This window comes from Flavobacterium sp. GW821-FHT12A05 (assembly GCF_058807735.1).
Genome location: NZ_JBXAQY010000004.1, coordinates 629174 through 652668 on the forward strand (window position 1 = coordinate 629174; position 23495 = coordinate 652668).

The 23495-nt window shown below is 35.0% G+C and carries 26 protein-coding genes; 9 read left to right on the forward strand and 17 right to left on the reverse strand.

Going from position 1 to position 23495, the window contains the following annotated elements:
* Window positions 1-89 precede the first annotated feature (89 nt).
* The 3 genes from AC1RRQ_RS12250 to AC1RRQ_RS12260 form a co-directional block, all read right to left on the reverse strand.
* Entirely contained in the window at window positions 90-806 is a 717-nt protein-coding gene (locus AC1RRQ_RS12250; protein ID WP_493023314.1) for a DUF72 domain-containing protein, read from the reverse strand.
* Window positions 803-1534, reverse strand: a complete 732-nt coding sequence (locus AC1RRQ_RS12255; RefSeq protein ID WP_493023315.1) for a DNA-formamidopyrimidine glycosylase family protein — start codon at window positions 1532-1534, stop codon at window positions 803-805. Before AC1RRQ_RS12255 ends, AC1RRQ_RS12250 begins: the two co-directional genes overlap by 4 nt.
* Before the next feature lie 76 nt (window positions 1535-1610).
* On the reverse strand, window positions 1611-2198 hold the full coding sequence (locus tag AC1RRQ_RS12260) for a YciE/YciF ferroxidase family protein (protein WP_493023316.1): 588 nt from the start codon (window positions 2196-2198) through the stop codon (window positions 1611-1613).
* Window positions 2199-2387: 189 nt separating this feature from the next.
* On the opposite strand from AC1RRQ_RS12260, the gene AC1RRQ_RS12265 reads away from it, so the two are divergent.
* Entirely contained in the window at window positions 2388-2939 is a 552-nt protein-coding gene (locus tag AC1RRQ_RS12265; RefSeq protein WP_493023317.1) for a hypothetical protein, read from the forward strand.
* A gap of 66 nt (window positions 2940-3005) precedes the next feature.
* Here AC1RRQ_RS12265 and AC1RRQ_RS12270 read toward each other — a convergent pair whose 3' ends face one another.
* The 7 genes from AC1RRQ_RS12270 to AC1RRQ_RS12300 all read right to left on the reverse strand — a co-directional run bounded on the left by AC1RRQ_RS12270 (window position 3006) and on the right by AC1RRQ_RS12300 (window position 7485).
* The gene (locus AC1RRQ_RS12270) at window positions 3006-3653 is read right to left on the reverse strand and encodes a DUF5661 family protein (RefSeq protein WP_493023318.1); all 648 of its coding nucleotides are present in this window, start codon (window positions 3651-3653) and stop codon (window positions 3006-3008) included.
* Window positions 3654-3742: 89 nt separating this feature from the next.
* Window positions 3743-3904, reverse strand: coding sequence for a DUF1328 family protein (locus AC1RRQ_RS12275; RefSeq protein WP_035644678.1), 162 nt, complete (start codon window positions 3902-3904; stop codon window positions 3743-3745).
* Between the two features lie 108 nt (window positions 3905-4012).
* Window positions 4013-5095: a DNA topoisomerase IB gene (locus AC1RRQ_RS12280; protein WP_493023319.1), complete on the reverse strand. Its 1083-nt coding sequence runs from the start codon at window positions 5093-5095 to the stop codon at window positions 4013-4015.
* A gap of 111 nt (window positions 5096-5206) precedes the next feature.
* Window positions 5207-5446, reverse strand: coding sequence for a DUF7218 family protein (locus AC1RRQ_RS12285; protein WP_493023320.1), 240 nt, complete (start codon window positions 5444-5446; stop codon window positions 5207-5209).
* Window positions 5447-5796: 350 nt separating this feature from the next.
* Window positions 5797-6258 carry a hypothetical protein gene (locus AC1RRQ_RS12290; protein WP_493023321.1) on the reverse strand — a complete coding sequence of 154 codons (462 nt, stop codon included), beginning with the start codon at window positions 6256-6258 and terminating at the stop codon, window positions 5797-5799.
* A gap of 52 nt (window positions 6259-6310) precedes the next feature.
* A complete protein-coding gene (locus AC1RRQ_RS12295) occupies window positions 6311-6973 on the reverse strand; it encodes a hypothetical protein (RefSeq protein ID WP_493023322.1) in 663 nt (220 codons plus the stop codon).
* 71 nt (window positions 6974-7044) lie between these two features.
* Complete coding sequence (locus AC1RRQ_RS12300; protein WP_493023323.1) at window positions 7045-7485, reverse strand: hypothetical protein; 441 nt, start codon at window positions 7483-7485, stop codon at window positions 7045-7047.
* A 113-nt stretch (window positions 7486-7598) separates the two neighbouring features.
* Here AC1RRQ_RS12300 and AC1RRQ_RS12305 point away from each other — a divergent pair, with 113 nt between their 5' ends.
* On the forward strand, window positions 7599-8186 hold the full coding sequence (locus AC1RRQ_RS12305; protein ID WP_493023324.1) for a DUF4142 domain-containing protein: 588 nt from the start codon (window positions 7599-7601) through the stop codon (window positions 8184-8186).
* 226 nt (window positions 8187-8412) lie between these two features.
* Here the strand turns inward: AC1RRQ_RS12305 and AC1RRQ_RS12310 are convergent, their stop codons facing one another.
* The 3 genes from AC1RRQ_RS12310 to AC1RRQ_RS12320 all read right to left on the reverse strand — a co-directional run bounded on the left by AC1RRQ_RS12310 (window position 8413) and on the right by AC1RRQ_RS12320 (window position 11209).
* Window positions 8413-9396: an aldo/keto reductase gene (locus tag AC1RRQ_RS12310; RefSeq protein ID WP_493023325.1), complete on the reverse strand. Its 984-nt coding sequence runs from the start codon at window positions 9394-9396 to the stop codon at window positions 8413-8415.
* A 126-nt stretch (window positions 9397-9522) separates the two neighbouring features.
* Window positions 9523-9930: a cupin domain-containing protein gene (locus AC1RRQ_RS12315; RefSeq protein ID WP_493023326.1), complete on the reverse strand. Its 408-nt coding sequence runs from the start codon at window positions 9928-9930 to the stop codon at window positions 9523-9525.
* 406 nt (window positions 9931-10336) lie between these two features.
* Window positions 10337-11209, reverse strand: a complete 873-nt coding sequence (locus AC1RRQ_RS12320; protein WP_493023327.1) for a helix-turn-helix domain-containing protein — start codon at window positions 11207-11209, stop codon at window positions 10337-10339.
* A 263-nt stretch (window positions 11210-11472) separates the two neighbouring features.
* On the opposite strand from AC1RRQ_RS12320, the gene AC1RRQ_RS12325 reads away from it, so the two are divergent.
* The 3 genes from AC1RRQ_RS12325 to AC1RRQ_RS12335 all read left to right on the forward strand — a co-directional run bounded on the left by AC1RRQ_RS12325 (window position 11473) and on the right by AC1RRQ_RS12335 (window position 14189).
* On the forward strand, window positions 11473-12063 hold the full coding sequence (locus tag AC1RRQ_RS12325) for a TetR/AcrR family transcriptional regulator (protein WP_493023328.1): 591 nt from the start codon (window positions 11473-11475) through the stop codon (window positions 12061-12063).
* A gap of 57 nt (window positions 12064-12120) precedes the next feature.
* The gene (locus AC1RRQ_RS12330) at window positions 12121-12573 is read left to right on the forward strand and encodes a PaaI family thioesterase (protein WP_493023329.1); all 453 of its coding nucleotides are present in this window, start codon (window positions 12121-12123) and stop codon (window positions 12571-12573) included.
* Between the two features lie 65 nt (window positions 12574-12638).
* Window positions 12639-14189, forward strand: a complete 1551-nt coding sequence (locus tag AC1RRQ_RS12335) for a DHA2 family efflux MFS transporter permease subunit (RefSeq protein ID WP_493023330.1) — start codon at window positions 12639-12641, stop codon at window positions 14187-14189.
* A 142-nt stretch (window positions 14190-14331) separates the two neighbouring features.
* Here the strand turns inward: AC1RRQ_RS12335 and galA are convergent, their stop codons facing one another.
* On the reverse strand, window positions 14332-17151 hold the full coding sequence (gene galA / locus AC1RRQ_RS12340; RefSeq protein WP_493023331.1) for a beta-galactosidase GalA: 2820 nt from the start codon (window positions 17149-17151) through the stop codon (window positions 14332-14334).
* 198 nt (window positions 17152-17349) lie between these two features.
* On the opposite strand from galA, the gene AC1RRQ_RS12345 reads away from it, so the two are divergent.
* Window positions 17350-17733: a hypothetical protein gene (locus AC1RRQ_RS12345; protein WP_493023332.1), complete on the forward strand. Its 384-nt coding sequence runs from the start codon at window positions 17350-17352 to the stop codon at window positions 17731-17733.
* Window positions 17734-17944: 211 nt separating this feature from the next.
* Window positions 17945-19351, forward strand: a complete 1407-nt coding sequence (gene lpdA, locus AC1RRQ_RS12350) for a dihydrolipoyl dehydrogenase (protein WP_493023333.1) — start codon at window positions 17945-17947, stop codon at window positions 19349-19351.
* Between the two features lie 123 nt (window positions 19352-19474).
* Here the strand turns inward: lpdA and AC1RRQ_RS12355 are convergent, their stop codons facing one another.
* Window positions 19475-19879 carry a lysozyme inhibitor LprI family protein gene (locus AC1RRQ_RS12355; RefSeq protein WP_493023334.1) on the reverse strand — a complete coding sequence of 135 codons (405 nt, stop codon included), beginning with the start codon at window positions 19877-19879 and terminating at the stop codon, window positions 19475-19477.
* 60 nt (window positions 19880-19939) lie between these two features.
* Window positions 19940-20434 carry a TlpA family protein disulfide reductase gene (locus AC1RRQ_RS12360; protein WP_493023335.1) on the reverse strand — a complete coding sequence of 165 codons (495 nt, stop codon included), beginning with the start codon at window positions 20432-20434 and terminating at the stop codon, window positions 19940-19942.
* A 168-nt stretch (window positions 20435-20602) separates the two neighbouring features.
* Here AC1RRQ_RS12360 and AC1RRQ_RS12365 point away from each other — a divergent pair, with 168 nt between their 5' ends.
* Entirely contained in the window at window positions 20603-20905 is a 303-nt protein-coding gene (locus AC1RRQ_RS12365; RefSeq protein WP_012025367.1) for an ArsR/SmtB family transcription factor, read from the forward strand.
* Window positions 20906-20911: 6 nt separating this feature from the next.
* On the forward strand, window positions 20912-22018 hold the full coding sequence (locus AC1RRQ_RS12370) for an NADH:flavin oxidoreductase (RefSeq protein ID WP_493023337.1): 1107 nt from the start codon (window positions 20912-20914) through the stop codon (window positions 22016-22018).
* A 238-nt stretch (window positions 22019-22256) separates the two neighbouring features.
* Here the strand turns inward: AC1RRQ_RS12370 and AC1RRQ_RS12375 are convergent, their stop codons facing one another.
* The gene (locus AC1RRQ_RS12375) at window positions 22257-23393 is read right to left on the reverse strand and encodes an acyltransferase family protein (protein WP_493023338.1); all 1137 of its coding nucleotides are present in this window, start codon (window positions 23391-23393) and stop codon (window positions 22257-22259) included.
* Between the last annotated feature and the right edge of the window lie 102 nt (window positions 23394-23495).

Consider the following 23495-nt stretch of genomic DNA (forward strand, 5'->3'; position numbering starts at 1 on the left):
AACCGCAAAGAGCGCAAAGAAAAAAACGCAAAGCACGCAAAGAAATTAATACTTAGCGAACTTTGCGTAAACCTTTGCGCTCTTTGCGGTTAAATCACAACTAATTTCTTCATTTCCAAAGCATTCAAAATTCCTGCTTCGCTTGCGGTATTATTAAAATATATAAATCCTGATTTACAATTAGTTTTGTTCTTTATATCAAGTAATTCTTTAGATGAATAACTAGAATAAAACATCTTAGGAATTCCGTGTAAACGAATATAAATAAGCGGAAAATCTTTGAAAATTGTCTGCGGTAATTGTGGGTGGCTTACACTGCAAAACGTGACATTATTTTCTAAAAAAGCATTCCAAACAGTATCATTCCACCAGGATTCATGGCGAAATTCAATTACATTTTGAAATTTCAAATCCAAATTTTTAATAATATGCTGTAATCTATCAAAAGTAAAAGAATAACTGGGCGGAAATTGAAATAATACGCATCCTAATTTTTCTTTTAATCCCGTTTTACAAACCTTATAAAATTCTGAAATTAAGTTTTCGCAGTCCTGAAATTTTTTAATATGTGTGATTTCTTTGGGTGCTTTTACCGAAAATAAAAAATTTTCCGGCGCTTTTTTGTACCAGTTTTCGAAGATTTTAACCGTCGGAAACTTATAAAAGCTTCCGTTGAACTCATACGTGCTAAAGTACTGGCAATAAAACTCAAACATACCCGAAGCTGTCAGATTGTCAGGGTAGAAAATTCCCTTCCAATACCGATTATTGTAGCTCGAGCATCCTATTAAAATTTCATTTTTCATAAGTGAAGCTGTTGGCAGTTTGTACAGAAAAAACTTCGTCGGTTTTTCTTCCCTGTTGGTTTCTTAACGAAAGGCAGATTGCATCTTTTGCATTCTTTTTGTGCATAAGCCAGCCAATGTTTTTTGAGTTCGAATTTCTTTTTCCAATACAAAAATTCAAAACTGTAAATCGAACATTCGGCGATAAGCTCATCAATTTTTTCATGCGGAATTTTACCAACCAAAGATTCAGGATGAATAAAACATCGGTACAAAACTTCGTTTTTGATAATATTCCCTACTCCCGAAAATATATTCTGCTCTAAAATGGCATCGCAGATTTTTTCATTCGGAATTTTATCCAGGCTCATTTTTGCTTTTTTGGGATTCCAGTTTTCATTTAAAACATCTTCGCTCCAATCGTAATATTGATTTATGGAACCTTCTAAAACTTTTACTGAACAGGTATAAAAGTTGATTTCTCCACTTGAAAAACCTAAATGCAACCTTGGTGCAGTTTCCTTGTGTTCGTTAATTTTATACGTTCCAAACATCATCAAATGAATCTTGATGGTAAAATCTTCAAAACAAATTAAAAAATGCTTTCCCCAGGTTTTAAAAGATAAGATCGTCTTATCTCTCAAACGCTCGAGATCGATACTCGAATTTCCAGAAACTTCGATTACTTTTTTACCTGCAAATTGCTGTGCTTCTTCTTTTAAAATCAATATTGACGGACCTTCGGGCATAACTTTTATTTTAAATTTTTAATGAAAAAAAAGTGCAGTTTTTAAAGACTGCACTTTCAATTTGATATTTTCAATCTTACTCTAACTCTGCTGCCTCAAGATTTACGGCGTTTACAGCCACTTCTGTCAGTAGTTTATCGGCTCCTTTTTCTTCATCGAGCGTCTGCTCCAGTAAAGTCACAGCTTCTTCATAACCCAGCGTTTCGGCAAATTGTCTCAGCGTTCCATAAGTCGCGATTTCATAATGCTCTATTTTCTGGCTTGCGGCGATAATTCCGGCATCACGAACAACGCCAATTTCGGTTTCTTCCAAAATTCCTTTTCCTTCTTCGATTAAACCTTCCATTGCATCGCATTTTTTGGCAGTTGCTTTTTTGCCAATAAGTTCAAAAACCTTTTCTAAACGGGTTATTTGTTCTTCAGTTTCGATCAGATGGCCGTTTATGGCATCAATAAGTTCCGGCGAAGTTGCGTTTTTCGCCATTACCGGCAGCGCTTTTATCAACGCTTTCTCTGCCCAATAAATATCTTTAAGGCTGTCTTCAAATAATTCTGCTAAACCCGTTGCTGCGTTTGATTTTGGTTTTGTAACTCCTTTTGCAACAGTTTGCTTTGGAGCGGCTTTCTTTGTTGTAGTTTCCTTCTTACTATCTGTAGTCTTCATGGTAATATTTTTTTAGTGATTAATATTTTATAAAATTACCGAGTTGATTAGCTGTGAGGTTATATGATTCGGGAATTAAATTGTATTCTAAACATCTGTTAATTATACAATTACACACATTAATTTTATAAAGAAATCTTAACCATTCAGGATTAGATTTGTATCTATAACTATTTAAAATAAAACATCATGAATACTACAGATAAAAAAAACAGCACTTTTCCCAGAGATCCGGGAAATCCAAATACAGAAGACAGAAATACGGTTATGAACGAAGATCTTTATGATTTAAATACACAAGAAACTCAAAACAGCCGCGCAGAAGACGCAGAGCGTGGCTATACGGTGCGAAATGGTCATAACCCTAACAAACCTAATCCCGATGAGAGATCGGGGCTCTACGACGACGATTTGAATGATTTAGATGATGATTTCCATACAGACAGAGATTTGGAAGACAATAATGACGAAATTTACGAAGTTGTACTCGAAGAAGAAGATGAGAATCTCGACGATGAAGAAGATGAAGAATACATCGAGGAAGATTTAGATGAAGAAGTAGAAAATGACGAATTTGACAATCCGGCTGATACTTTTGAAAACGATTTTACCGAAACTGAGGACGGTTTAAAAGATATTGACGATGAAGAGGAAGATGAAGAAGACAGCGAATACATAGAAGATGATGTTCAGGAAGATGATGATGACGACTTCATCGAGGAGGATAAAAGAAGATTGTAACTTAAAAATGAAACAAAAAAGCCGTTAAGAATTGAACTTAACGGCTTTTTTATGCGATTTAAAACGCTAATCGCCAATTTTTTCTAAGACTGGAATGTCATCCATTTTTTGTAAACGTTCTACTAATCCGGTTCTGGCTTCGGTTAATTCCTTTTCGGCTTTGCCTAATTCTATATACCACTCCTCTTTTCCAGTTTTCGAATTTTCTATTTTTCGCATGATTTCGTAAATTTCACCTTCGGCTTCCATGACTTTCAAGCGTTTGTAATATGTCAAACTTTCGGTCATGTGGGCAAGCGCAATCATGGCGGTTAAAAACGGATGATTGTTGGTTACGTTTACATCTTTTATTTTTCCGTGCTCGAGTTCTACTTTCAAAGCAAAAGCAAATTCCTCCATATTAAAATCGGCATGTTTGCTTTTAGGGTTTAAATAAGCTTTTATAGCTTCGACATTATTCATGGTCGAAAGATCGACTTGTGTATGTTTGCTGTCGAGTAAATCTTTGTACACCACATTGGCTACAGCCCTTGCCTCTGCCATTGTTGGATCGTTTTTAGGATTCTCGAAATCTCGTATCGACCAATCCCAGTTTTCAGGATGTACAGGTTTGATGTATTTTTCGCAAAAATCTGTTACATCATTTTTTAAACTTACCATTTCATCCTCTCTTTTGATGTAAACATCCTGGTAAGCACCACTTTTAGTTCCCATAATTTGATATTTTTAAACAGATAAACGACACACTTACCGAGATAGATGTGTCGTTTTAATTTCGTTCTTATTTTACTGAATTCTTTGTGTTATACACTTCTTCGTCCGCTGATGAGCGAGATAATAAATAACACTAAGAAAATAAAAAATAAAATTTTTGCTATACTAGCGGCTCCAGCGGCAATGCCTCCAAAACCAAATATTCCCGCAATGATTGCCAGAATAATAAATATGACTGTCCAACGTAACATAATAATAGATTTTAGTTAATAACGATTTTGTTTGTTACTCAAATTTCCTGTTTTTTAAAGAGAAACATTAACTCTAAACAATTAATTAATAGCGTAATAAATGTCTTTTTACTGTAAATTGACCTGATAATTTTCTATCAGTTCTGAAAAGACGGTTTCACTGCGCGAAAAATATTTTTTGGTGCTTCGGCTCTTTTTGACTTTATCAAAATACGGCTGGATCGAACCATCTTCATAAGTTGAAACCAAGAGCGGATGAACGTAATAATTCTTGCAGACGTTTCTGGTATTTCCAAGTGCTTCTGCAGTGGCATCATAAGCCGAAACAATATTTTTTTTGATTTCTTTTCCGTCTGATGTAACGCCAAGTTCCATTAAACTTTCAAAGAATATAATTGAGGCTGCCCAGGTTCTAAAGTCTTTGGCACTAAAATATTCGCCCGAAATGGTGTGCAGATATTCATTTACCATATGACTGTCTAAAACCTTTCTTTCGCCGTTTTTGTCGTAATATTTAAAAACTTCCCATCCCGGAATTTCCTCGCAGCGGCTTACCAGTTTAATCAATTGTTTGTTTCTTGTGGTAATGGTGTGCTGTTTTCCTTTTTTTCCGATGAATTCAAAGCGAAGGGAATTTTTATTGATGTTGATGTGTCTTTTTCGCAAAGTCGAAAGTCCGTAAGATTTATTGTCTTTGGCGTACTTTTCATTTCCAATCCGGATATGAGTTTCTTCCATTAACCTGATTACTAATGCAATTACTTTCTCTTTCGACCACTCTTTTTGTTCTAAATCGATATCAACTTGTTTTCGTATGGAAGGAAGCTTTTGTCCGAATTCTGCGATTTTATAAAACTTGGTTTGATTGCGGATTAGGTTCCATTTTGGATGATACCGATATTGTTTTCTGTTTTTAACATCTAAACCTACTGCCTGCAAATGCCCGTTTGATAAATCCGAAATCTTGACATTTACCCAGGCCGGCGGCAAAACCAGACTATTAAAACGCTTTATTTCACTTTTTTGCTTAATACAACGTCCGTTTTTTTTATAAATAAAACCTTCTTCTCCCTGACATCTTTCAATTGGTAAGTTTTGATTGTTTACATAAACTAATTCCAATTTCTCCAACACCAAATGCGGTGTTTTAATCAATTGGTTCATTAGTTTTTGAGTTCTGGCAGTATTCATGGTTGTTTTAGTATTTTTAGCCACAGATGTCACAGATTCAAAAGATTTCTCTAACTCCTTTTACTCTTTCCGCATAATCTGCGAGAACCTGTGACATCTGTGGTTTTATTTTTAATTAGTTCGAAGTGATTTAATCAAACTTTTTTTGTTCATATAAGAACGTCCCGGAACTCCCACTTTTCTGGCTTGTTCATAGAGTTCTTCTTTTGTCCATTCTTCGTAAGGTTTTGCTCTTCCTCCTTTTTCTCCTGCATCTGGCGTATTGGCTATACGTGCGGATTTTTCTTTACTATATCCCTTTTTTAGCAGGGCTTCGTATTGTGCTTCATTTTTAATTCTTGGATCTGGCATGACTTAAAAATTTAGATTAATTGATTTATCTCTTATGGTATTTCAAAATTCATCAAAAAGAAGGATTTTTCTGTTATACAATTTTGCTTATAACTTTCATAATTAATTCATTAATGCTAATGGTTAATTGTTAATGGTTAATGGTTAATGGTTAATGGTGAATTGTTGATTGTGAATTGTGGATTCTAGATGCAGATTTGGCGCAATCTTCATTTCGAAGAACGAGACTCGAGCGATAGCGAACAGACGAAGTAAATCTTCGTAAGCTGCTCCGCAAAAATTGTGAACCATTATTAATGTAAAAGCAAAAATCCCATTCGTAAAACGAATGGGATTAAAAAAATAACTATTTAATTTAATTTATTTCTAATGGCAAGCATAATATCTTTATAATTTTCAAAATTATCTGGGGAAATTATTAAGCTTTTATTATTCTCCAATTTTAATACACTTACACTATAACCATCAGTCAGATCTCCAGACTTAGTTCTCATTCTGATTCTCTGCTTTTTTACACTAATAATCGATTTGAAAGGAATAGTTTGTTTTCTTCCAGATATAATTAGTGTTTTTTCGATTCCTGTCTCAGTAACAGTAAGCCTGAAAATTTCAAACAAATCTAATGCAGCATAGATTAGAAAAGTTAAAAATATAAATGCAACAAGTAAAAACGGATTTTTAAACAAAACTTCTCTATGTATTATATTATGCAATAAGACTAGAATTACATAAAAAAGAACAATTAGAAAAACGAAAAAACCAATTGCTATTCTAACCCAGAATAGTTTTCTAAATTTTGATTTAACCTGCATTTTTATTTATAAATGTTATATTTCCTTTTAACTTAAAAGTATAACGTAATAATTACCAAAAACGTGCTAATCCAAATGTGATAGACATAATCCCGCTAATTAAAATAATGAGATATACAAACTTCTTAATATCTGCGAGTTCTCGTCCTTCTTTCAAAATTAATTTTGTAAAACTCTTTGAGATTAAAGTTAAAACCGAAGTTAGAAAAAGCAAACCTAGCGCAATATTTATTCCGATTCCAAAATGAAAACCTTCAGATTCCTGATTAGCTAAAACTGGCAAAAAAGCTGACATCAAAAGTACATTCCAAACAATAAAAAACAACGTCGCAGCTGATTTCTTGATTGGGAATCCGCCTTGATCCTGTCTTTTCATAATTTCTAAATCTAAATCACTTATATGACTGTTTATATTCTCTAAAAAGCCCGTTTTTTCAATCTCGCTCAATACAAACTTTGGATCTTTAAATGTCCAAAATATTACTTCCTTATTGTATTTTTCAACACGATGAATAATTTTTATGCCATTTCCAATAACAGGAACCGATGTATAAAGTTTTAACTCGATTATATCCTTTGGCTGAAAAACTAAATTACCTGCAATTGAAGCATTTATTTTTAAACAATTTTTATCAACATATAAATCTGCAAAAGGATAACTCGCCTTTGCCATTCCAATTCTTGCTCCGCCTGTTAAGGTGAATTTTTCAGTCATTTTTATTTATGTTTCTTTTTTTAGATTTATTGCATTTTGATTAACGTATTCAGTACATTATATAATTGAACCTAACTCCAACTCATATTAATATATACTGTATTACCTTTTATTTTTACATGGCCTCCAGAAGATTTGAGATCTTTTGGATGTATTTCGTATTTTTTAGTTCCGTTTTCTATTTCAGGCTTAACATCTTTGAACCCTTTACTTTTTAAAATCCAATTTTTAATTTCAGATTCAGAACTCGTAAACTCAATAATGAACTGCCTGGTAAAAATACTTCCTCGTTTCTCCATATTAGTAATGTCTGCATCTTTTGGAAGTTTTTCTAATTTTCCCCAGCTTAAAGCAGCTTCAATTGCTTCTTCTCTATCCCAAGGCATAATAAAAGATGAAAAATAATTTAAGTAGAGAAAAGAAATCCCTAAAAACAACAACACTAAAAATATCTTAATTACTTTCATTTCACCTAATAATATAATTATTGAGCTAATATAAAACTTTTTCAAAACACTAATTAATTAACCGAGCATCCAAATCATATAACAATCTTTCAAAATCCTGTAAGTTATTCCTTTATCTTCTGAATAATTTTACATTATAACATTTAAACTATTAAATCATGAAAAAGTTACTATTAGCCAGTAAAGCCATTTTAGGAGCGGGACTTATTATTATATTCCTTCAGTCTTGTAAAAACGAAACGAAACAAGAAGACCCAAAAGAAGTAGCTGAAGATGCAAACGAAGCCAAATTTGACTCTATTGACAATAAAGAAGACGATTCAGAATTCTTAGTAGATCAGGCTGAAATTAATTTAGCTGAAATCGAAATTGGAAAACTGGCACAGCAAAAAGGAACTGATCCGGAAGTGAAAAAATTCGGAAAAATGCTGGTTGACGAGCATACTAAATCGGCATCTCAGGTAAGTGCCTTAGCAAAATCAAAAAACTTTACGCTGCCAACTTCGTTAACTGAAGAAGGTCAGGAAGAATATAAAAAATTAAACGAAAAATCAGGTTTGGATTTTGATAAAAAATTCGCAGATATGATGATCGACGGTCACCAAAAAGCTATCGACAAACTTCAAAAAGCTGCTAAAGATGCGCAGGATGAAGATATTAAGCTTTGGGCAACCAACAGTATTGCAGGTTTAACTTCGCATTTAGAACATGCTAAACTGCTGAAACAAAACCTTGACAAAAAGTAAAATAAATTTAATTGGTTATTATTTATTTTTAGATGCTGAGATGCTGAGATTCTAAGGTTCTAAGTAATAGAACTCCATAAGAACTCAAACTTTGCTAAAAAACCCCTTAAGAGTTGAATTGCTTAAGGGGTTTTGCTTTTTTAGGTACAGAGGTTCAAAGTGGCAAAGGTTCAAAGTTTTTTTTCCTTTGTTCCTTTGAGCCTCTGAACCTTTGCCACTTTGAACCTTATTTCCCCGCTATCTTCTGTAAATGTTCCGGATATCTGGATCCTTCGATTGTTATTTTTGAAGCAGCTTCATCGATTTCTGCAAGATCCTGGGCTGAAAGTTTTAGATCTAAAGCGCCAAGATTTTCTTCTAAACGATGTAATTTAGTTGTTCCCGGAATTGGCACAATCCACGGTTTTTGAGCTAGATTCCACGCCAATGCAATTTGTGCGTTTGTTACTCCCCTGTCAGCACCCATTTTTCCTAGTAAATCAACAAAAGCCTGATTTGTTTTTCTGGCTTCGGGTGCAAAACGAGGTAATGAATTTCTAAAGTCAGAACTATCAAATTGTGTGTTCTCGTCAATTTTTGCAGTAAGAAAACCTCTTCCCAGCGGACTAAAAGGCACAAAACCAATTCCTAATTCTTCTAAAGTCGGAAAAATTTCTTCTTCCGGATTTCTCCACCAAAGTGAATATTCGCTCTGCAATGCCGTAACGGGCTGAACCGTGTGTGCACGGCGAATACTTTCTACACCAGCTTCTGAAAGTCCAAAGTGTTTTACTTTTCCTTCCTGAATCAGGTCCTTAATCGTTCCCGCAACATCTTCTATTGGAACATTTGGATCAACTCGATGCTGATAATACAAATCGATAACATCTGTATTCAATCTTTTTAATGAGCCTTCAATACTTTGTCGAATCCACTCAGGACGACTGTCCAATCCTTTTTTAGAATCACCTTCTAAGAAACCAAATTTCGTTGCAATGACAACTTTATCTCGAAAAGGCGCTAAAGCTTCTCCTAAAAGTTCTTCATTTAAATGTGGTCCGTAACATTCGGCTGTATCAAAAAGAGTAATCCCTTTTTCATACGCAGAACGTAATAGATTTATCATTTCTTTTTTATCATGAGCTGGTCCGTAGCCAAAACTCATTCCCATACAGCCGAGTCCCAGTGCAGAAACTTCAAGACCGCTGTTTCCTAATATACGTTTTTTCATAGTGTTTTTTTTAAGGTGCAGAGGTACAGAGTGGCAAAGGTTCAAAGGTTTTTCCTTTTGTTACTTTGAGCCTTTGCTGCTTTAAACCTTTGTTACTTTGAACCTTTGCTACTTTGAGCCTCTCAATTAATGACTGCTTAATAGAAAATATTCTGCATCAGTTACTGGTTCAAGCCACGATCCGTGACCTTTATCAATTTCGGTAATAATAGTGTAATAAGAGAATTTTTCGAACGGAGTTGCTCCATACCAATGTTCAACTCCCGGCAGGATCGTAACTACCTCATCTTTATGAAGCATTCGAACTGCGCTTCCTCTTTCCTGATAATAACCCGCGCCGTCTGTTGCAATAAGCATTTGCAGACCTTCGTTACTATGCCAATTACTTCTTGCACAAGGCTCAAAAGTAACTTCCTTAATAACAGTGTTTTCAGGATGAATATCACTGCTTTGTTTTTTATAGGAAACGTCACCCGTCATATATGTATTCGGGACTTTTCCTTCTTCGATAACGGCTGAATAATTTGTCGACATAAAATTTAGTTTATTTTTTGAGATTGAATTTTATTTAAAATTATTGTATCCCTCATCAGCTGCTGGTTTTTAGGCAGTTTACAATTCCCGTTGTATTTTGTACTGATGCGATAAGATAAATTCACTTTCCGGAAAAGCTCCGTGCGAGTGTGGGTGGTAAATTTCCTTTAGGAAAATGACACCAATATTATAAATGGCTTGATTCTTTCATAAATTAATTGTTTTTTGGAATTATCAGAATCAGGAAACTAAATTTAGGAAAGCTAGAATGCGCTTTATGAAGTAATTATTTAGTCTGTTAAAAACTGATAAATGATTAATACTGTAATTTCAAGGCAAAATTAGGGCAAGCCTGCACTCCAGAAATAACAATATTCAAACAAAAAATTATGAAATTGAAACAATTTTACATTCGAAGCGATTTTGGAATCGTTCCGGTTAATCTTTTAAAGTAATTATTAAAATAACTTGGATATTCAAATCCAAGCGAATAACCGATATCCGAAATACTCCAATCCGTATGCTGCAATAAAGCCTTTGCTTCGCTGATAATTCTCTCGGTAATATGCGCCGTTGTTGGTTTTCCGGTAACTTCTTTAACAGAACGGTTTAAATGGTTGACATGTACAGCAAGACTCTGCGCATAATCCTGAGGCGTTTTTAAAGCCAACGGTTCGTTTTTGGTTTCTATTGGAAATTGTCTTTCCAGCAATTCTAAAAACAAAGACGTAATTCTGGACGAAGCATTTTTATGTTTAAAGAAGTTTTCTGTTGGCTGCATTTTCATCGATTCATGAATAATCAAGTTGATGTAATTGCGCATTAAATCATCTTTAAAAACATAATCGGTTTCCTGTTCTTCGATCATTTTTAAAAATAACGAATCGATAAACACTTTTTGCTCAGCCGTTAAGTTAAATATTGGCGTACCTCCTATTTTAAACAAAGGCGATTCATGAAGCGTTTCTGAACGGTCACCTGCTTTTAAAAATTCTTCTGTAAAAACACAGGCATATCCATGAAATTCGGTTGAGATATTTTCCCATGAATACGGAATAATAGGATTTCCAAAGAATAAAATCGTTCCGTCTGTTTCTATTCCGCGGTCAGCATAATGAATTAAGCTTTTGCTTGTATTGATGCAGATTTTGTAGTAATCACGACGATTATAGGTTGGAATTTTACTCACATCGCCCGTAATCTCATATACTTTAAAGCCTTTTAACTTTAAATCACTTATTCCAAGCTCAATTGCCTGACAATTTAATTCCTCTTTCATGCTGCAAAGTTATGAAAATCAAATAAATTTTTAGATTTTTTTGTTTTGAGTTAAATTTTAATCTCAAAGGTCGCAAAGGTTCCACAAAGTTCGCTAAGCTTTTTTACTGAATGAAGTAATCTCGCAATGTATAATTCTCTTTGTGCCCTTTGCGGAACCTTTGCGCTCTTTGCGGTTAATGACGTTGTAATTAAAAAAAATCTACAAAAAGCTTTTTTAATTATACCAATCGGTATATATTTGTTCTTTTATTTTTGAATATCATGAGTAAAGCCCAAAGAACCAAGCAATTTATAATTGAGAAAACTGCTCCTATCTTTAATATGAAAGGCTACAGCGGTACGTCTATGAGCGATATTACAGAGGCAACCGGATTAACAAAAGGTAGTATTTACGGAAATTTTGCCAATAAAGACGAAGTAGCGTTAGCAGCTTTCCGATTTAATGTTCAAAAACTTCATGATATTTTTTCAAAAGAAATTGAAAAAGAAAAAACCTTTAAAGGAAAACTACTCGTTTATCCGCGTCTCTATTCTGATTATTATCACTTACGAGTAACACAAGGGGGATGCCCGATTATTAATACCGCTACAGAAGCAGACGACACACATCCTGTTCTTAGAAAAAAAGTGGAACGTGTTATTTTATCCTGGAAAGACCAATTGGCTTATTTTATAAAACAAGGAATTGCTTCGGGAGAATTTAAAGCCGAATCTATAGATCCCGAGAAAACAGCATTAACGATTATTGCCCTTATTGAAGGAGCGATTATGATTGCTAAAATTACCGGAAACATATCAACTCTGGCCGATATTATGCTTTCTGTCACCAAAATTATCGAAGACTTAGAATAATTTTTTTATCCAAAATTATACCAATTGGTATAATTTAAATTTAACATTACAATCAAAATGGAAACAAAAACAAGATTACAAGTATTACAAGATCATATAAACAGAGAGTTTACGGCTTCTCCCTCGCCTTTTATGCTTTGGATGAGACCCATTGTATTAGCGGCTGAAGAAGGAACTGTAACTTTTAAATACGTAATCAGAGAAGAAATGTCAAATCCTATTAAAAGTCTGCATGGAGGTGTTACTGCTGCAATTGCGGATGATTGTATTGGTGCTACGATGTTTTCTCTTAACGAAGAAACTTTTTATACGACCATAAATCTTGTTGTTGATTATTTTGCTCCTGCTCACGTGGGCGATACAATTTTAGCCAAAACATTAATCATAAAAAAAGGAAGACAAATGGTGAATGCGCAATGCGAAATTTGGAATGCTGACCAAACCCGATTAATTGCCAGAGCAACATCTAACTTATTTAAAACAAACGTTGTAAAAAAGGTGCTTTCGTAAAAGCACCTAACTTTCACTTTACTTTTTTTTGAATAAAAATATACCGATTGGTATAAAATAATTTTATGACACCATTAAACCGAAACCTGCTCATTATAACCGTTATTCTTGCGGCCATTATGGAATTAATTGATATTTCTATCGTAAACGTGGCACTTTCGCACATGAGCGGTAATCTGGGCGCTACTCTCGAAGATACTTCGTGGGTCATTACTGCTTATGCCATCGCAAATGTTATTATTATACCCATAACGAGCTTTTTAAGCGCCAATCTCGGCAGACGCAACTATTATATCGGTTCTGTTGTTTTGTTTACATTCTGCTCCTTTATGTGCGGTCATTCGTCTAATATCTGGATGCTGGTCTTTTTTAGATTTTTTCAGGGAATTGGCGGCGGTGCTTTATTATCCATCTCGCAGGTTATTGTATTCGAACTTTTTCCAAAAGACAAACAATCAACTGCCGGCGCTTTATTTGGAGCGGGAATTTTTATCGGGCCTACAATTGGGCCAACGCTTGGAGGATATATTACAGAGAATTACGATTGGCCATGGATCTTTTTAATTAATATTCCTATTGGAATTTTGGTCGCCATATCTTGTTATTTCCTTTTGCGTGAACCAGCCGTAAAACCAGAAATAACCAAAGTCGACTGGACCGGAATTGCACTTCTTGCCATAGGTGTAGGTGCTTTGCAAACGGTATTAGAAAGAGGCGAAGTCGAAGATTGGTTCGAAACCAAATACATTGTAGTATTAACCGTCATTGCGGTCAGCACTTTAGCTGCCTTTATTTATTGGGAATTAACGATAGAAAAGCCCGTCGTAAATCTTAGGGTGCTTAAAAGTAAATCGTTAAGTATTGCAGCAATTCTAACTTTTGTGACGGGTTTTGGAATGTTTATTTCCATTTATATAAGTCCGGTTGTGGCACAGCGTTTATTGAGTTTTTCGCCTTATCAAACCGGATTACTTTTACTTCCCGGCGCTTTGTTTGCTTTACTGGCATTAAAAATATGCGGTACATTATTACAAAAAGGCGTTTCTCCGGTTATCATTATCGCAGCAGGATTTCTGTTATTCATTTATTTTAATTGGCGAATGTCCGGAATGACTTTAAATACAAGCGCTGCCGAAGTCGCTACCTCGCTTATTTTTCGTGCTTTAGGAATGGCCTTGCTTACTGTTCCGCTTACCATGCTCGCTGTTTCTTCTTTAGATGATAAAGATGTGGGACAAGGCGCTGCTCTTAATAACATGATGAGACAATTGGGCGGCTCTTTTGGTGTATCGATCATAAACACTTACGTCGCCCACCGATTCGCTGCACATCGAAATGAATTGATTTCAAACATTAATCCAAGTAATATTCTGGCTATGGATCGCATAAACGCTTACATCAAATACTTTCAATACCGAGGTTTTACCTATAACGAAGCTAAATTTAAAGCCTTAAAATTAATGGAAGGTGTTGTAATGAAACAATCTTCTCTATTGAGTTACAGAGATGCTTTCTTTCTTGTTGGTTTGTTTTTTGTCATAACCCTGCCCCTGCTTCTATTTGTAATGAACAAATCTAAAAAGCCAAAAACCAACATGATAATTTCTGATCATTAAAAAGTTCGTTTTTTAAATAGAAATTTTAAGTTGAGTAAACCCGACAGGTTTTAAAAACTTGTCGGGTTTGATAATAAAAAGACAAACATAATAGCAACCTGAAACATGAAACTTGAAACATGAGAAACATGAAATTCAAAATCTACTTTTTCAAAGTTCCTGCCTTTAATCCTTTGGCGGAAGCCGATAAAATAACTTCAGCAGCATTTTCCTCTTTTTGAATTATAATTTGAGCATAACCATTAAAAAGTTTTCTTTTCCAAGGTTCCGATGGCGTTATGATTTGAATAATTCCCGGATCAGTATTGAGAACATCCCAGTCTTTTACTTTTTGCAATGGCGTCACAGCAATATGAATCGTGTTTTTTCCATCTTTTAAAATAGCAGCATCTAAAACATATTTTTGAGAATCTTCGGCACTTGGATTTACTTTGTTTCCGTTGATGAAGATAACTGTCTGAACACCAATTTCCTTGTAAAAGAAACTTACTTTATTTAAAGCCGAATTGTTTTTCAAATCAAATTCTCCTTTATAAATATAAGACGGAGATTGATTTTTATAATCCCGATCTTTAAATGCCAACTTCCAATCACTCTCTGGATAATCTTGTAATTCATCAGGTAAATTTGCCGTCGTTCTTTTTTGTTCTTGAAAATTCGTTATTGGAACTAATGAAACTGCATCAATAAACTGATCTTTTTCTAAAGAAGCCGGATCGCCGTTCCCTACTCCCAGGATCTTTCCTCCTTGTATAGAAAACGTAATTTCATCATTTGCCGTTGGAACATGTAGTCCGTTTTTATCTGTAACTTCTACGGTTACAACCGAAATTTTAGAATTTTGAACGTTTTCTTTGTCTACAGAAAGTTTAATATTTTCAGATTTTCCCGTTGTTTTCTGGATTTCGCTCAATATTTTTTTGCCGTTTTTGTATCCAATAGCTTCCAGAGTTCCGGGCGTATAATTTACTTTCCACTCTAAATGGCTGTTTTGAAGCATTTTCTTTTTTCCCAGACTTTTTTTATTTAGAAACAGTTCTACCTCATCACAATTAGAATATACCCAAACATCAATTTCTTTACCTTCCATTCCGCTCCAGTTCCAGTGTGGCAGAATATGTAAAACAAGTTGAGCAGTCCACCAGGATTTCAAATAAAACACATTGTCTTTCGGGAAACCGCAAACATCCATCATTCCAAAATAAGAAGTTACCGATGACCAGCCATAAGGCGTAGGTTCGCCACGATAGTCAAAACCTGTCCAAATAAACATTCCAGCCAGATAAGGCCTTTCGGCATAAAACTTCCAGCCTTCTTCAATACTGTAAAAAGTCGGGCGGGGTTTTCTGTCGTAAGCACTCTGATAATGTTTAGCATCATCTGTAAAGTAAATACCTCGCGTTGCAAAAGTCGAACCTTCCTCTGTTCCCATTCCGGGCTGGCTTTTAAACTGATTTCTATGAGCATCGATATCGCCGTTTCCTAGATAATTATACCCCATAATTTCTACTACAGACGAAATCCCGCTTTTAAATCCGCTGCTAATTCCAACCGTTACAGATTGCGTTGAATCTATGCTTTTGGCAAAATTCTGCATTACATTTGTTATGCGTTCGCCCACGATATTGCCTTCAATATTCCATTCTTCATTTCCAACCGACCAGCAAAAAACACTCGGATGATTGCGGTCGCGCTCCATCATTCGCTTTAAATCATTCAAATGATACTCGTTAATTCCCATTAAACGCGTTTCATCAATTACCAGCATACCTAACTCATCGCAGGCCTTCAGCAATTCTGGTGTTGGCGGATGATGCGAACAACGATAAGCATTCGAACCCATTTCTTTTAGTTTTTTAATTCTAAAATATTGTAATTCATCCGGTAACGCCGTTCCAATTCCGGCATGATCCTGATGATTGTTTGTTCCTTTTAATTTTAAAGCTTTTCCGTTAAGAAAAAATCCGTTTTCAGGATCAAACTTAATTGTTCTAATTCCGAAAGGCGTTTCATAACTATCGATAATTTTTCCATTTTGTTTAATCTGCGTTACCAAAAGATATAAATTTGGACTTTCGATATCCCATAAAAGCGGACTTTTCACATTTAACTTCGAAGCATAATGGGTTGTTTTATAAAATTCAGGCGCATTTACATTTTCAGAAACACTTGCGATTTGTTTGTTTGAACCACCAAAAATGGTCTGAATAATTTCAACCGATCCTTTGTACTTTCCTTTGTTTTCCATTGAGACTTCGGCTCGAACAGCAGCTTCATTATTTTTAATTTCTGTGGTAACGTAAGTTCCGTTTGCAACTACATGAATTGGGTTTGTTTTCTGCAGATAAACATGTCTGTAAATTCCTGCTCCTTCGTAGAACCAGCCTTCTTCCATCGAAGCATCGGCACGAACTGCAATCGTATTTTCACCTCCATAATTTACATAAGCCGAAACATCGTATTCAAATCCGTTATAGCCGCTTTCCTCTGTTCCGAGGTAATAGCCGTTGAAAAAAACTTTCGAATTTCTAAAAACACCGTCGAATTTTATTGAGATAATTTTACCCGTATCGCTTTCCGGAATAGTGATTTTTTTTCGGTACCAGCCAATGCTTTTCTCCGGAAAACCTTTTCCCGAAGTTTTAAAACCATGGCTAAAACTGCCGCTTTCGCTAAAGTCCTGCTCTACGGCCCAATCGTGGGGTAAGTCTAATTTTCGCCAGGCGCGGTCATCAAAATCTTTTGCTGCCGGCCCATCACCAAATCCGGTTTTGGTTAAATAGGAGAAATAACCTGTCGCGTGTCCAAAATCCTTTTCTGTATCGTATAAATGGCCAAACGAAAAACGCCAGTCTTTATCAATTAAAATTAATTCTCTTTCTGATTTGTTTTGGGCAAATGCCAAACAGGAAATCAAAAAAATGCCAAACAGAAAAATTCTTTTGAAGGAGACAATTTTCATAAAATGCGGTTAGGAAAAGTTAGAACGATAAAAATAGGACATTAAAACAGCTTTAATCAATAGTATTTTATCAAAAAGCACACAATAACCAGCACAAAAAAGGCTATTAAAAATTTAGAATCATTCTATTGGCTATACTTTACAAAATGATTTTGATTTGGCGTAATTTTATATAAAAATTTAAAAAACAGAGATTATATGAGTGTTATTAAAGATGAAAAAAAGCTTCTTAGCACCATTAAACGTATCGATGAAAAAATCGATAAGAATAATGATCAGAAGATAGTTGCCTTTTTTGAATCTCTTGGTTTAACAGAAAGAGACGACGTGCCTAAGAATTTTCTAGACTGGGACACGATTCTTATTGTCGTGCCCGACCGCCACATTTCGCATGAATTAAAATACTACAAATTCTCTATATCCAGACTTTTCTTTGTAACAAATCCGTATGCAGATCAAATTCATATTTATGATTTTGACGAATGGAAAAGCGTAACTCGAAATAAAACGCAGTTTCAAATTAGAGAAATGATGAGAACGAGCTTTGGCGGCGTTAAGAAAAATGCTTCAGAAAACGATTAACTTATTCAAAAATCGATAAAAAGTCCATTTCAATAGATTTGGACTTTTTTTTGTTCTTTAAATATCAAGAATATTGCTTTTTTAACAACGAAATACAACGAATTAACTTCCATAATACGCTGAAAATCCGTAAATTTCATGTGCTAAAATAAGGCATATATATTGTCTGTTTTTAGTCTGAAATGTCATTTAATTACTAAAAAAATCATTTATGGAAACAAAATTTGATATCGTTGTTATAGGTTCAGGTCCTGGCGGTTATGCATCGGCAATTCGCTGCTCGCAATTGGGCTACAAAACTGCACTTGTAGAAAAATATAAAGCGTTGGGCGGTACTTGTACCAACGTGGGCTGCATACCAACAAAAGCATTACTGGACAGTACGGAACATTATCATACAGCCGAAACCAAATTTGCAGCACACGGAATTCTAACCGGAAAATTAGACTTAGATTTTCAGCAGTTAATTAAAAGAAAAGGCGAAGTTGTAGAACAAAATATTGCCGGACTTAACTTTTTAATGAAGAAAAACAAAATCGAAGTTTTTGAAGGAATAGGTTCTTTTTTAAGCAATACGGAATTAAGCGTAAAACACAACGATGGCAATTCGACTAAAATTTCGGCGATTCATTTTATTATTGCAACTGGCTCAAAACCAGCTACTATTCCGGGAGTTGAAATTGATAAAAAACGAATCATTACTTCGACAGAAGCACTTTCGTTACCCGAAAAACCCAAAAGTATTGTCATTATTGGAGGCGGTGTAATTGGGGTTGAAATGGCTTCTATCTATGCCCGAATTGGGGTTGAAATTACAATAATTGAATATTTTGACAGCCTGATTCCAACAATGGACAAAGACCTTGGAAAAGAATTGAAGAAGATTTTTACCAAACAGAATATCAAGATTTTATTGGGCCATAAAGTACAATCGGCTAAAAATAACGGAAAAAATGCAACGGTAAACTTTTTGGACGCGTCTAATAATCCACAGGAAATAACAGCCGATTATTGTTTGGTTGCTGTTGGAAGAAAACCGTATACAGAAGGTCTAGGATTAGAGAACACTACTATAGAAACAGATTCAAAAGGCCGAATCGTAACCAATGAAAGACTTCAAACCAAAGCCGAAAACATTTATGCTATTGGTGATGTTGTGGCCGGAGCAATGCTGGCACACAAAGCCGAAGAAGAAGGTATTTTTGTAGCTGAAACCATAAACGGACAGAAACCGCATATTAATTACAAATTAATTCCGGGTGTTGTTTATACTTGGCCGGAAGTGGCTTCTGTGGGTTATACCGAAGAAGAATTGAAAGAGAAAGGTATTGAATACCGTGTTGGTAAATTTCCTTTTTCTGCCAGTGCACGTGCAAGGGCAGCCATGGAAAAAGATGGTTTTTCTAAAATTCTATCAGATCCAAAATACGGTGAGCTTTTAGGAATGCATGTCATCGGCCCGCGAGCCGCAGATCTTATCGCCCAAGGTGTAATAGGAATGGAATACGAATTTACAGATGAGGATATGTTTAGAATTTCATACGCTCATCCAACTTATTCTGAGACTTTAAAAGAAGCGTATATGATTGCTTCTGGACAAGGCGCTATTAATATTTAGATTTTTTTGTTTCAGGTTTCAGGTTTCAGGTTGAAATATCTTTGTCAAAGTTTTAAACTTTGACAAAGATTGATCGTTACAGAAAACTTGAAACTTGAAACAAATAAAACCTGAAACAAAAACCTATCCTTTATTAATAAGTTCTTTTACACGTCCAAAGACGAACTTCGCTTTTTCGTCAAAAACAATCATATCAAAATCACTGCTTCCTTCTCTAAAATTTCCTTCTTTTTTAGTATCTGAGTATACTTTTTCAAAGAACAGATCGCGCTTTTTTAACCATTCAACTTGTTCTTTTTTTAATTTAGATTGCTCTTTAGAACTTATCTTATTTTTCAGGTTTTTGTAAACAACATTCAGCAGACTGTCCGATTGATTGTAATATACCATCGCACAATTTCGCATATCGCCACCTTTATTCAAACAACTTTGATACGATGATTTCATTTTATAAACCGTTTCAAGCGTCTGAGAATTACAATGCATTGAAGCCAGAATAAACAAGACTAAGATTGATTTTTGTATCATAATTTATTTTTTACAAATTTCGCAAAGTTTTTGCTTACAACCTGAAACCTAAAACAAAGTTTATTGTATTCCAATCAAACTATTCACCTTATCTTCTAAAGCTTTTCCGTGAATATTTTTGGCAATAATAATTCCGTTTTGATCTACTAAAAAGTTCAAAGGAACAGATTGAAGCATATAATCTCCTACAACCGGAGATTTCCAGTATTTTAAATCACTTACTTGTGTCCAAGACAATTTTCCTTTGGCTATCGCTGCTAACCACAAAGGTTTTTTAGTATCCATAGAAACACTGTAAATGGATAGCTTATCAGGATAAGCCGTGTGTAATTTCAATAAAGCCGGCTGTTCTTTTATACATGGTCCGCACCACGAAGCCCAAAAATCGATTAAAGTCAAAGAACCTCTTAAAGACGAAAGTGCCACAAGATTTCCTTTTGTATCCGGAAGATCAATTTCGGGTGCAATGTCTCCAATATCAGTACCTACAACCTGCGCTTTTGAACTGGTTACAACACAACATAAGAATCCTAAAATAAGTAATGTTTTTTTCATAATTGATTAAGTTTAATTATTTGGGGCTTTAATTAACTCTCACAAATATAAATTTCTTTATTAAATTTTCTATCGTTTTATTTCATCTTTCTCCCCCTTCAATCATAAAATTATGCTAAAAATATTTTGCTTAATTGGTATATCGGGAAAAGTCGATATATTTGCACCATGGAAAATATAGAAATTTTTAAAGCCCTCTCTAACAAGTCCAGACTGCAAATGCTGGAATGGCTTAAGGAACCCGAAATAAACTTTCCCGGACAGCTGGAACACGGCGGATTTGAACACGGTGTATGCGTAGGACAAATTCAGGCCAAAGCCGGTCTGACGCAATCTACTGTATCTGAATACCTGTCTATATTACAACGCGCCGGTTTTATCGAAGCCAAACGTGTTGGACAATGGACTTACTATAAACGCAACGAAGGTGCCTTTGAAGCACTCAGTAAATTAATCCAATCTAATTTGTAAATTACTATGAGTACAAACAACCTGTTTTCGCCATTTAACTTAAAAACGTTAAATCTTAAAAACCGAATCGTAATGGCGCCAATGACGCGCTCTTTTTCTCCAAACGGAGTTCCAACTGATGATGTCGCAGCTTACTACCAAAAAAGAGCTGAAGGCGAAGTTGGTTTAATATTATCTGAAGGAACCGTTATCGACAGACCTTCATCATCAAATGATGCTAACGTACCTCATTTTTATGGTGATTTAGCTTTAAACGGATGGAAAAAAGTGATTGATGAAGTTCATGCTGCAGGCGGAAAAATGGGACCGCAGATCTGGCACATGGGAATTATGGATAATCACCATTCAGGCTGGGTGCCGCCAGTTCCTTTTGAAGGTCCTTCTGGATTAAACCGTCCTGATTTTAGAAACGGAGTAACGATGTCTGAAAAAGATATTGAAGATACTATTCTTGCTTTTGGTAAAGCTGCTGCTGATGCTAAAAGATTAGGTTTTGATACTATCGAAATTCACGGTGCCCATGGTTATTTAATTGACCAGTTCTTTAGAGCCGAAACGAATTTACGTGAAGATATTTACGGCGGAAAAACTTTGCCGGAACGTAACCGTTTTGCTATTGAAGTAATAAAAGAAATCAGAAAACAAGTAGGCAGCGATTTTGCGGTTATTATGAGATTCTCTCAATTTAAACCTTCTGACTACAATTATAAACTGGCTAAAAATCCGCAGGAATTAGAAGCCTGGCTTACTCCTCTTGTTGATGCGGGAGTTGATATCATACACGCTTCGCAACGTAGATTTTGGGAACCTGAATTTGAAGAATCTGATTTGAATTTTGCAGGATGGGCTAAAAAAGTAACCGGAGCTCCAACTATTACGGTAGGTTCTGTTGGTCTTTCTGGTGATTTCTTTGGTGCTTTTGCAGGAGAAAGCTCTGAACCAACTTCATTAGAGGAATTAAACAGACGTTTCGACAGAGGCGATTTTGATTTAGTTGCCGTAGGAAGACCTCTTTTATCTGATCCTAATTGGGTTGCTAAAATTAAAGCCGGAAAAACAGATCAATTAAAAGGTTTTAGCAAAGAAGCTTTAGGAGCATTGGTTTTAGAATAAGTTTTTTTTAAAAGGGACAAAGATGCAAAGGTTCAGAGGGACAAAGGTTTCCTTGTTGGACTAAATATAAAAAAGGATGAAACTTTAAAAAGTTTCATCCTTTTTGTTTACTGAAAGAACAAAGTCTTTTCCTTTGAACCTTTGCCACTTTGTCCCTCTGCACCTTTACTGCTTTGAACCTGGTTCCTTTGAACCTTTGCTACTCTGTCGCTTTGAACCTTTGAACCTCTGAACCTTTTTACTTAACCTCTTTTTTCTTCTGAAATTTATTCTGAAGCCAGTTACTAACTGGTTCATCGTATAATTTTAGGCATAAATATGCGATTGTGATACTGGCCAATAAAACTCCAATTCCTAAAAGATAACCGTCTTTTAAAGGAATTTTATTTTCGATTACCCATGCCATATACCAGTAAATCAAAGGATAATGGATAATGTAAATTGGATACGAAATATCTCCCAGGGCTTTGCATATTTTAAGAGAAATTGGATTTTTAATCTCTCCTCCTGCTCCAATGGCAACAATTAACGGAAATAAGAAGATAATACAAATTGATTCGTATAAACCGTTCATCCATAAAGTGTTTTCATCGCCAAGTCTTGGTATTGAAAATATAATTATAATCATAAGACTGCAAACCCAGAATGCGCCTTTTATATGAATTAGTTTTCCTAAACGAGAAAGTAAAACTCCGGCAAAAAATGGATACAGTAAACGCGTAAAACCAACATTCATTTGCTCCAGATTAAAAGACCAGCCGCCTATTACGTCTCCTTTTGGTCCAAAAACAGTATAGTTAATTAATAGCCCGGCAAATATCAGCACGAAAACTGACAGCACTTTGTTCGAAAATTTGCGAAAAAACAAGGCGTACAAAATATTCGCTATATATTCAAAAAAAAGAGACCATGCCGGACCATTTAAAGGATGCATTTCGCCCCAGCCTCTAATTTCCATAGAGGGCGGAATTGGAAGCAAAGTAAAACCAATGACCATAGTTAAAATTACTTTCCAAACCGGCATTGTCGCAATTTGCGGAAAAACACTTGATTCCTGAAAGTAATAGAAAATGGCTCCAATAATCATCCCCATTATTACCATGGGCTGTAAACGAATTAAGCGTCGTTTGTAAAACTCCCATTGGGTTAGTTTTGCCCAGCGGTCATCGTAGGCGTATGCTACAACAAATCCTGATAAAAGAAAGAAGAAATCAACAGCCAGATAGCCGTGATTCATAATTTGTTTAAAACGGCTTCCTTCGTTAAAGGCCTCGAAAATATGAAAAATTACTACTAATACAGCCGCTACTCCTCGAAGGCCGTCTAGAATTTCATAATGCTTTTTGGGTTGAATATCAACTGAAATAGAACTCATAAAGTGGTTATTGGTTAGGTTAAACTTAGATTTTAGATTTTAGATTTTAGATTTTAGATTTTAGATTTTAGATTTTAGATTTTAGATTTTAGATTTTAGATT

Excerpts from the sequence above, each read along its gene's own strand:
- AC1RRQ_RS12370 (WP_493023337.1), top strand. The coding sequence starts at position 20,912 with ATGAGTACAAACAACCTGTTTTCGCCATTTAACTTAAAAACGTTAAAT.
- AC1RRQ_RS12260 (WP_493023316.1), bottom strand. The coding sequence starts at position 2,198 with ATGAAGACTACAGATAGTAAGAAGGAAACTACAACAAAGAAAGCCGCT.
- AC1RRQ_RS12295 (WP_493023322.1), bottom strand. The coding sequence starts at position 6,973 with ATGACTGAAAAATTCACCTTAACAGGCGGAGCAAGAATTGGAATGGCA.
- AC1RRQ_RS12320 (WP_493023327.1), bottom strand. The coding sequence starts at position 11,209 with ATGAAAGAGGAATTAAATTGTCAGGCAATTGAGCTTGGAATAAGTGAT.
- AC1RRQ_RS12280 (WP_493023319.1), bottom strand. The coding sequence starts at position 5,095 with ATGAATACTGCCAGAACTCAAAAACTAATGAACCAATTGATTAAAACA.
- AC1RRQ_RS12290 (WP_493023321.1), bottom strand. The coding sequence starts at position 6,258 with ATGCAGGTTAAATCAAAATTTAGAAAACTATTCTGGGTTAGAATAGCA.
- AC1RRQ_RS12265 (WP_493023317.1), top strand. The coding sequence starts at position 2,388 with ATGAATACTACAGATAAAAAAAACAGCACTTTTCCCAGAGATCCGGGA.
- AC1RRQ_RS12305 (WP_493023324.1), top strand. The coding sequence starts at position 7,599 with ATGAAAAAGTTACTATTAGCCAGTAAAGCCATTTTAGGAGCGGGACTT.
- AC1RRQ_RS12325 (WP_493023328.1), top strand. The coding sequence starts at position 11,473 with ATGAGTAAAGCCCAAAGAACCAAGCAATTTATAATTGAGAAAACTGCT.
- AC1RRQ_RS12355 (WP_493023334.1), bottom strand. The coding sequence starts at position 19,879 with ATGATACAAAAATCAATCTTAGTCTTGTTTATTCTGGCTTCAATGCAT.
- AC1RRQ_RS12310 (WP_493023325.1), bottom strand. The coding sequence starts at position 9,396 with ATGAAAAAACGTATATTAGGAAACAGCGGTCTTGAAGTTTCTGCACTG.
- AC1RRQ_RS12285 (WP_493023320.1), bottom strand. The coding sequence starts at position 5,446 with ATGCCAGATCCAAGAATTAAAAATGAAGCACAATACGAAGCCCTGCTA.
- galA (WP_493023331.1), bottom strand. The coding sequence starts at position 17,151 with ATGAAAATTGTCTCCTTCAAAAGAATTTTTCTGTTTGGCATTTTTTTG.
- lpdA (WP_493023333.1), top strand. The coding sequence starts at position 17,945 with ATGGAAACAAAATTTGATATCGTTGTTATAGGTTCAGGTCCTGGCGGT.
- AC1RRQ_RS12375 (WP_493023338.1), bottom strand. The coding sequence starts at position 23,393 with ATGAGTTCTATTTCAGTTGATATTCAACCCAAAAAGCATTATGAAATT.
- AC1RRQ_RS12315 (WP_493023326.1), bottom strand. The coding sequence starts at position 9,930 with ATGTCGACAAATTATTCAGCCGTTATCGAAGAAGGAAAAGTCCCGAAT.
- AC1RRQ_RS12330 (WP_493023329.1), top strand. The coding sequence starts at position 12,121 with ATGGAAACAAAAACAAGATTACAAGTATTACAAGATCATATAAACAGA.
- AC1RRQ_RS12360 (WP_493023335.1), bottom strand. The coding sequence starts at position 20,434 with ATGAAAAAAACATTACTTATTTTAGGATTCTTATGTTGTGTTGTAACC.
- AC1RRQ_RS12275 (WP_035644678.1), bottom strand. The coding sequence starts at position 3,904 with ATGTTACGTTGGACAGTCATATTTATTATTCTGGCAATCATTGCGGGA.
- AC1RRQ_RS12270 (WP_493023318.1), bottom strand. The coding sequence starts at position 3,653 with ATGGGAACTAAAAGTGGTGCTTACCAGGATGTTTACATCAAAAGAGAG.
- AC1RRQ_RS12335 (WP_493023330.1), top strand. The coding sequence starts at position 12,639 with ATGACACCATTAAACCGAAACCTGCTCATTATAACCGTTATTCTTGCG.
- AC1RRQ_RS12345 (WP_493023332.1), top strand. The coding sequence starts at position 17,350 with ATGAGTGTTATTAAAGATGAAAAAAAGCTTCTTAGCACCATTAAACGT.
- AC1RRQ_RS12365 (WP_012025367.1), top strand. The coding sequence starts at position 20,603 with ATGGAAAATATAGAAATTTTTAAAGCCCTCTCTAACAAGTCCAGACTG.
- AC1RRQ_RS12255 (WP_493023315.1), bottom strand. The coding sequence starts at position 1,534 with ATGCCCGAAGGTCCGTCAATATTGATTTTAAAAGAAGAAGCACAGCAA.
- AC1RRQ_RS12250 (WP_493023314.1), bottom strand. The coding sequence starts at position 806 with ATGAAAAATGAAATTTTAATAGGATGCTCGAGCTACAATAATCGGTAT.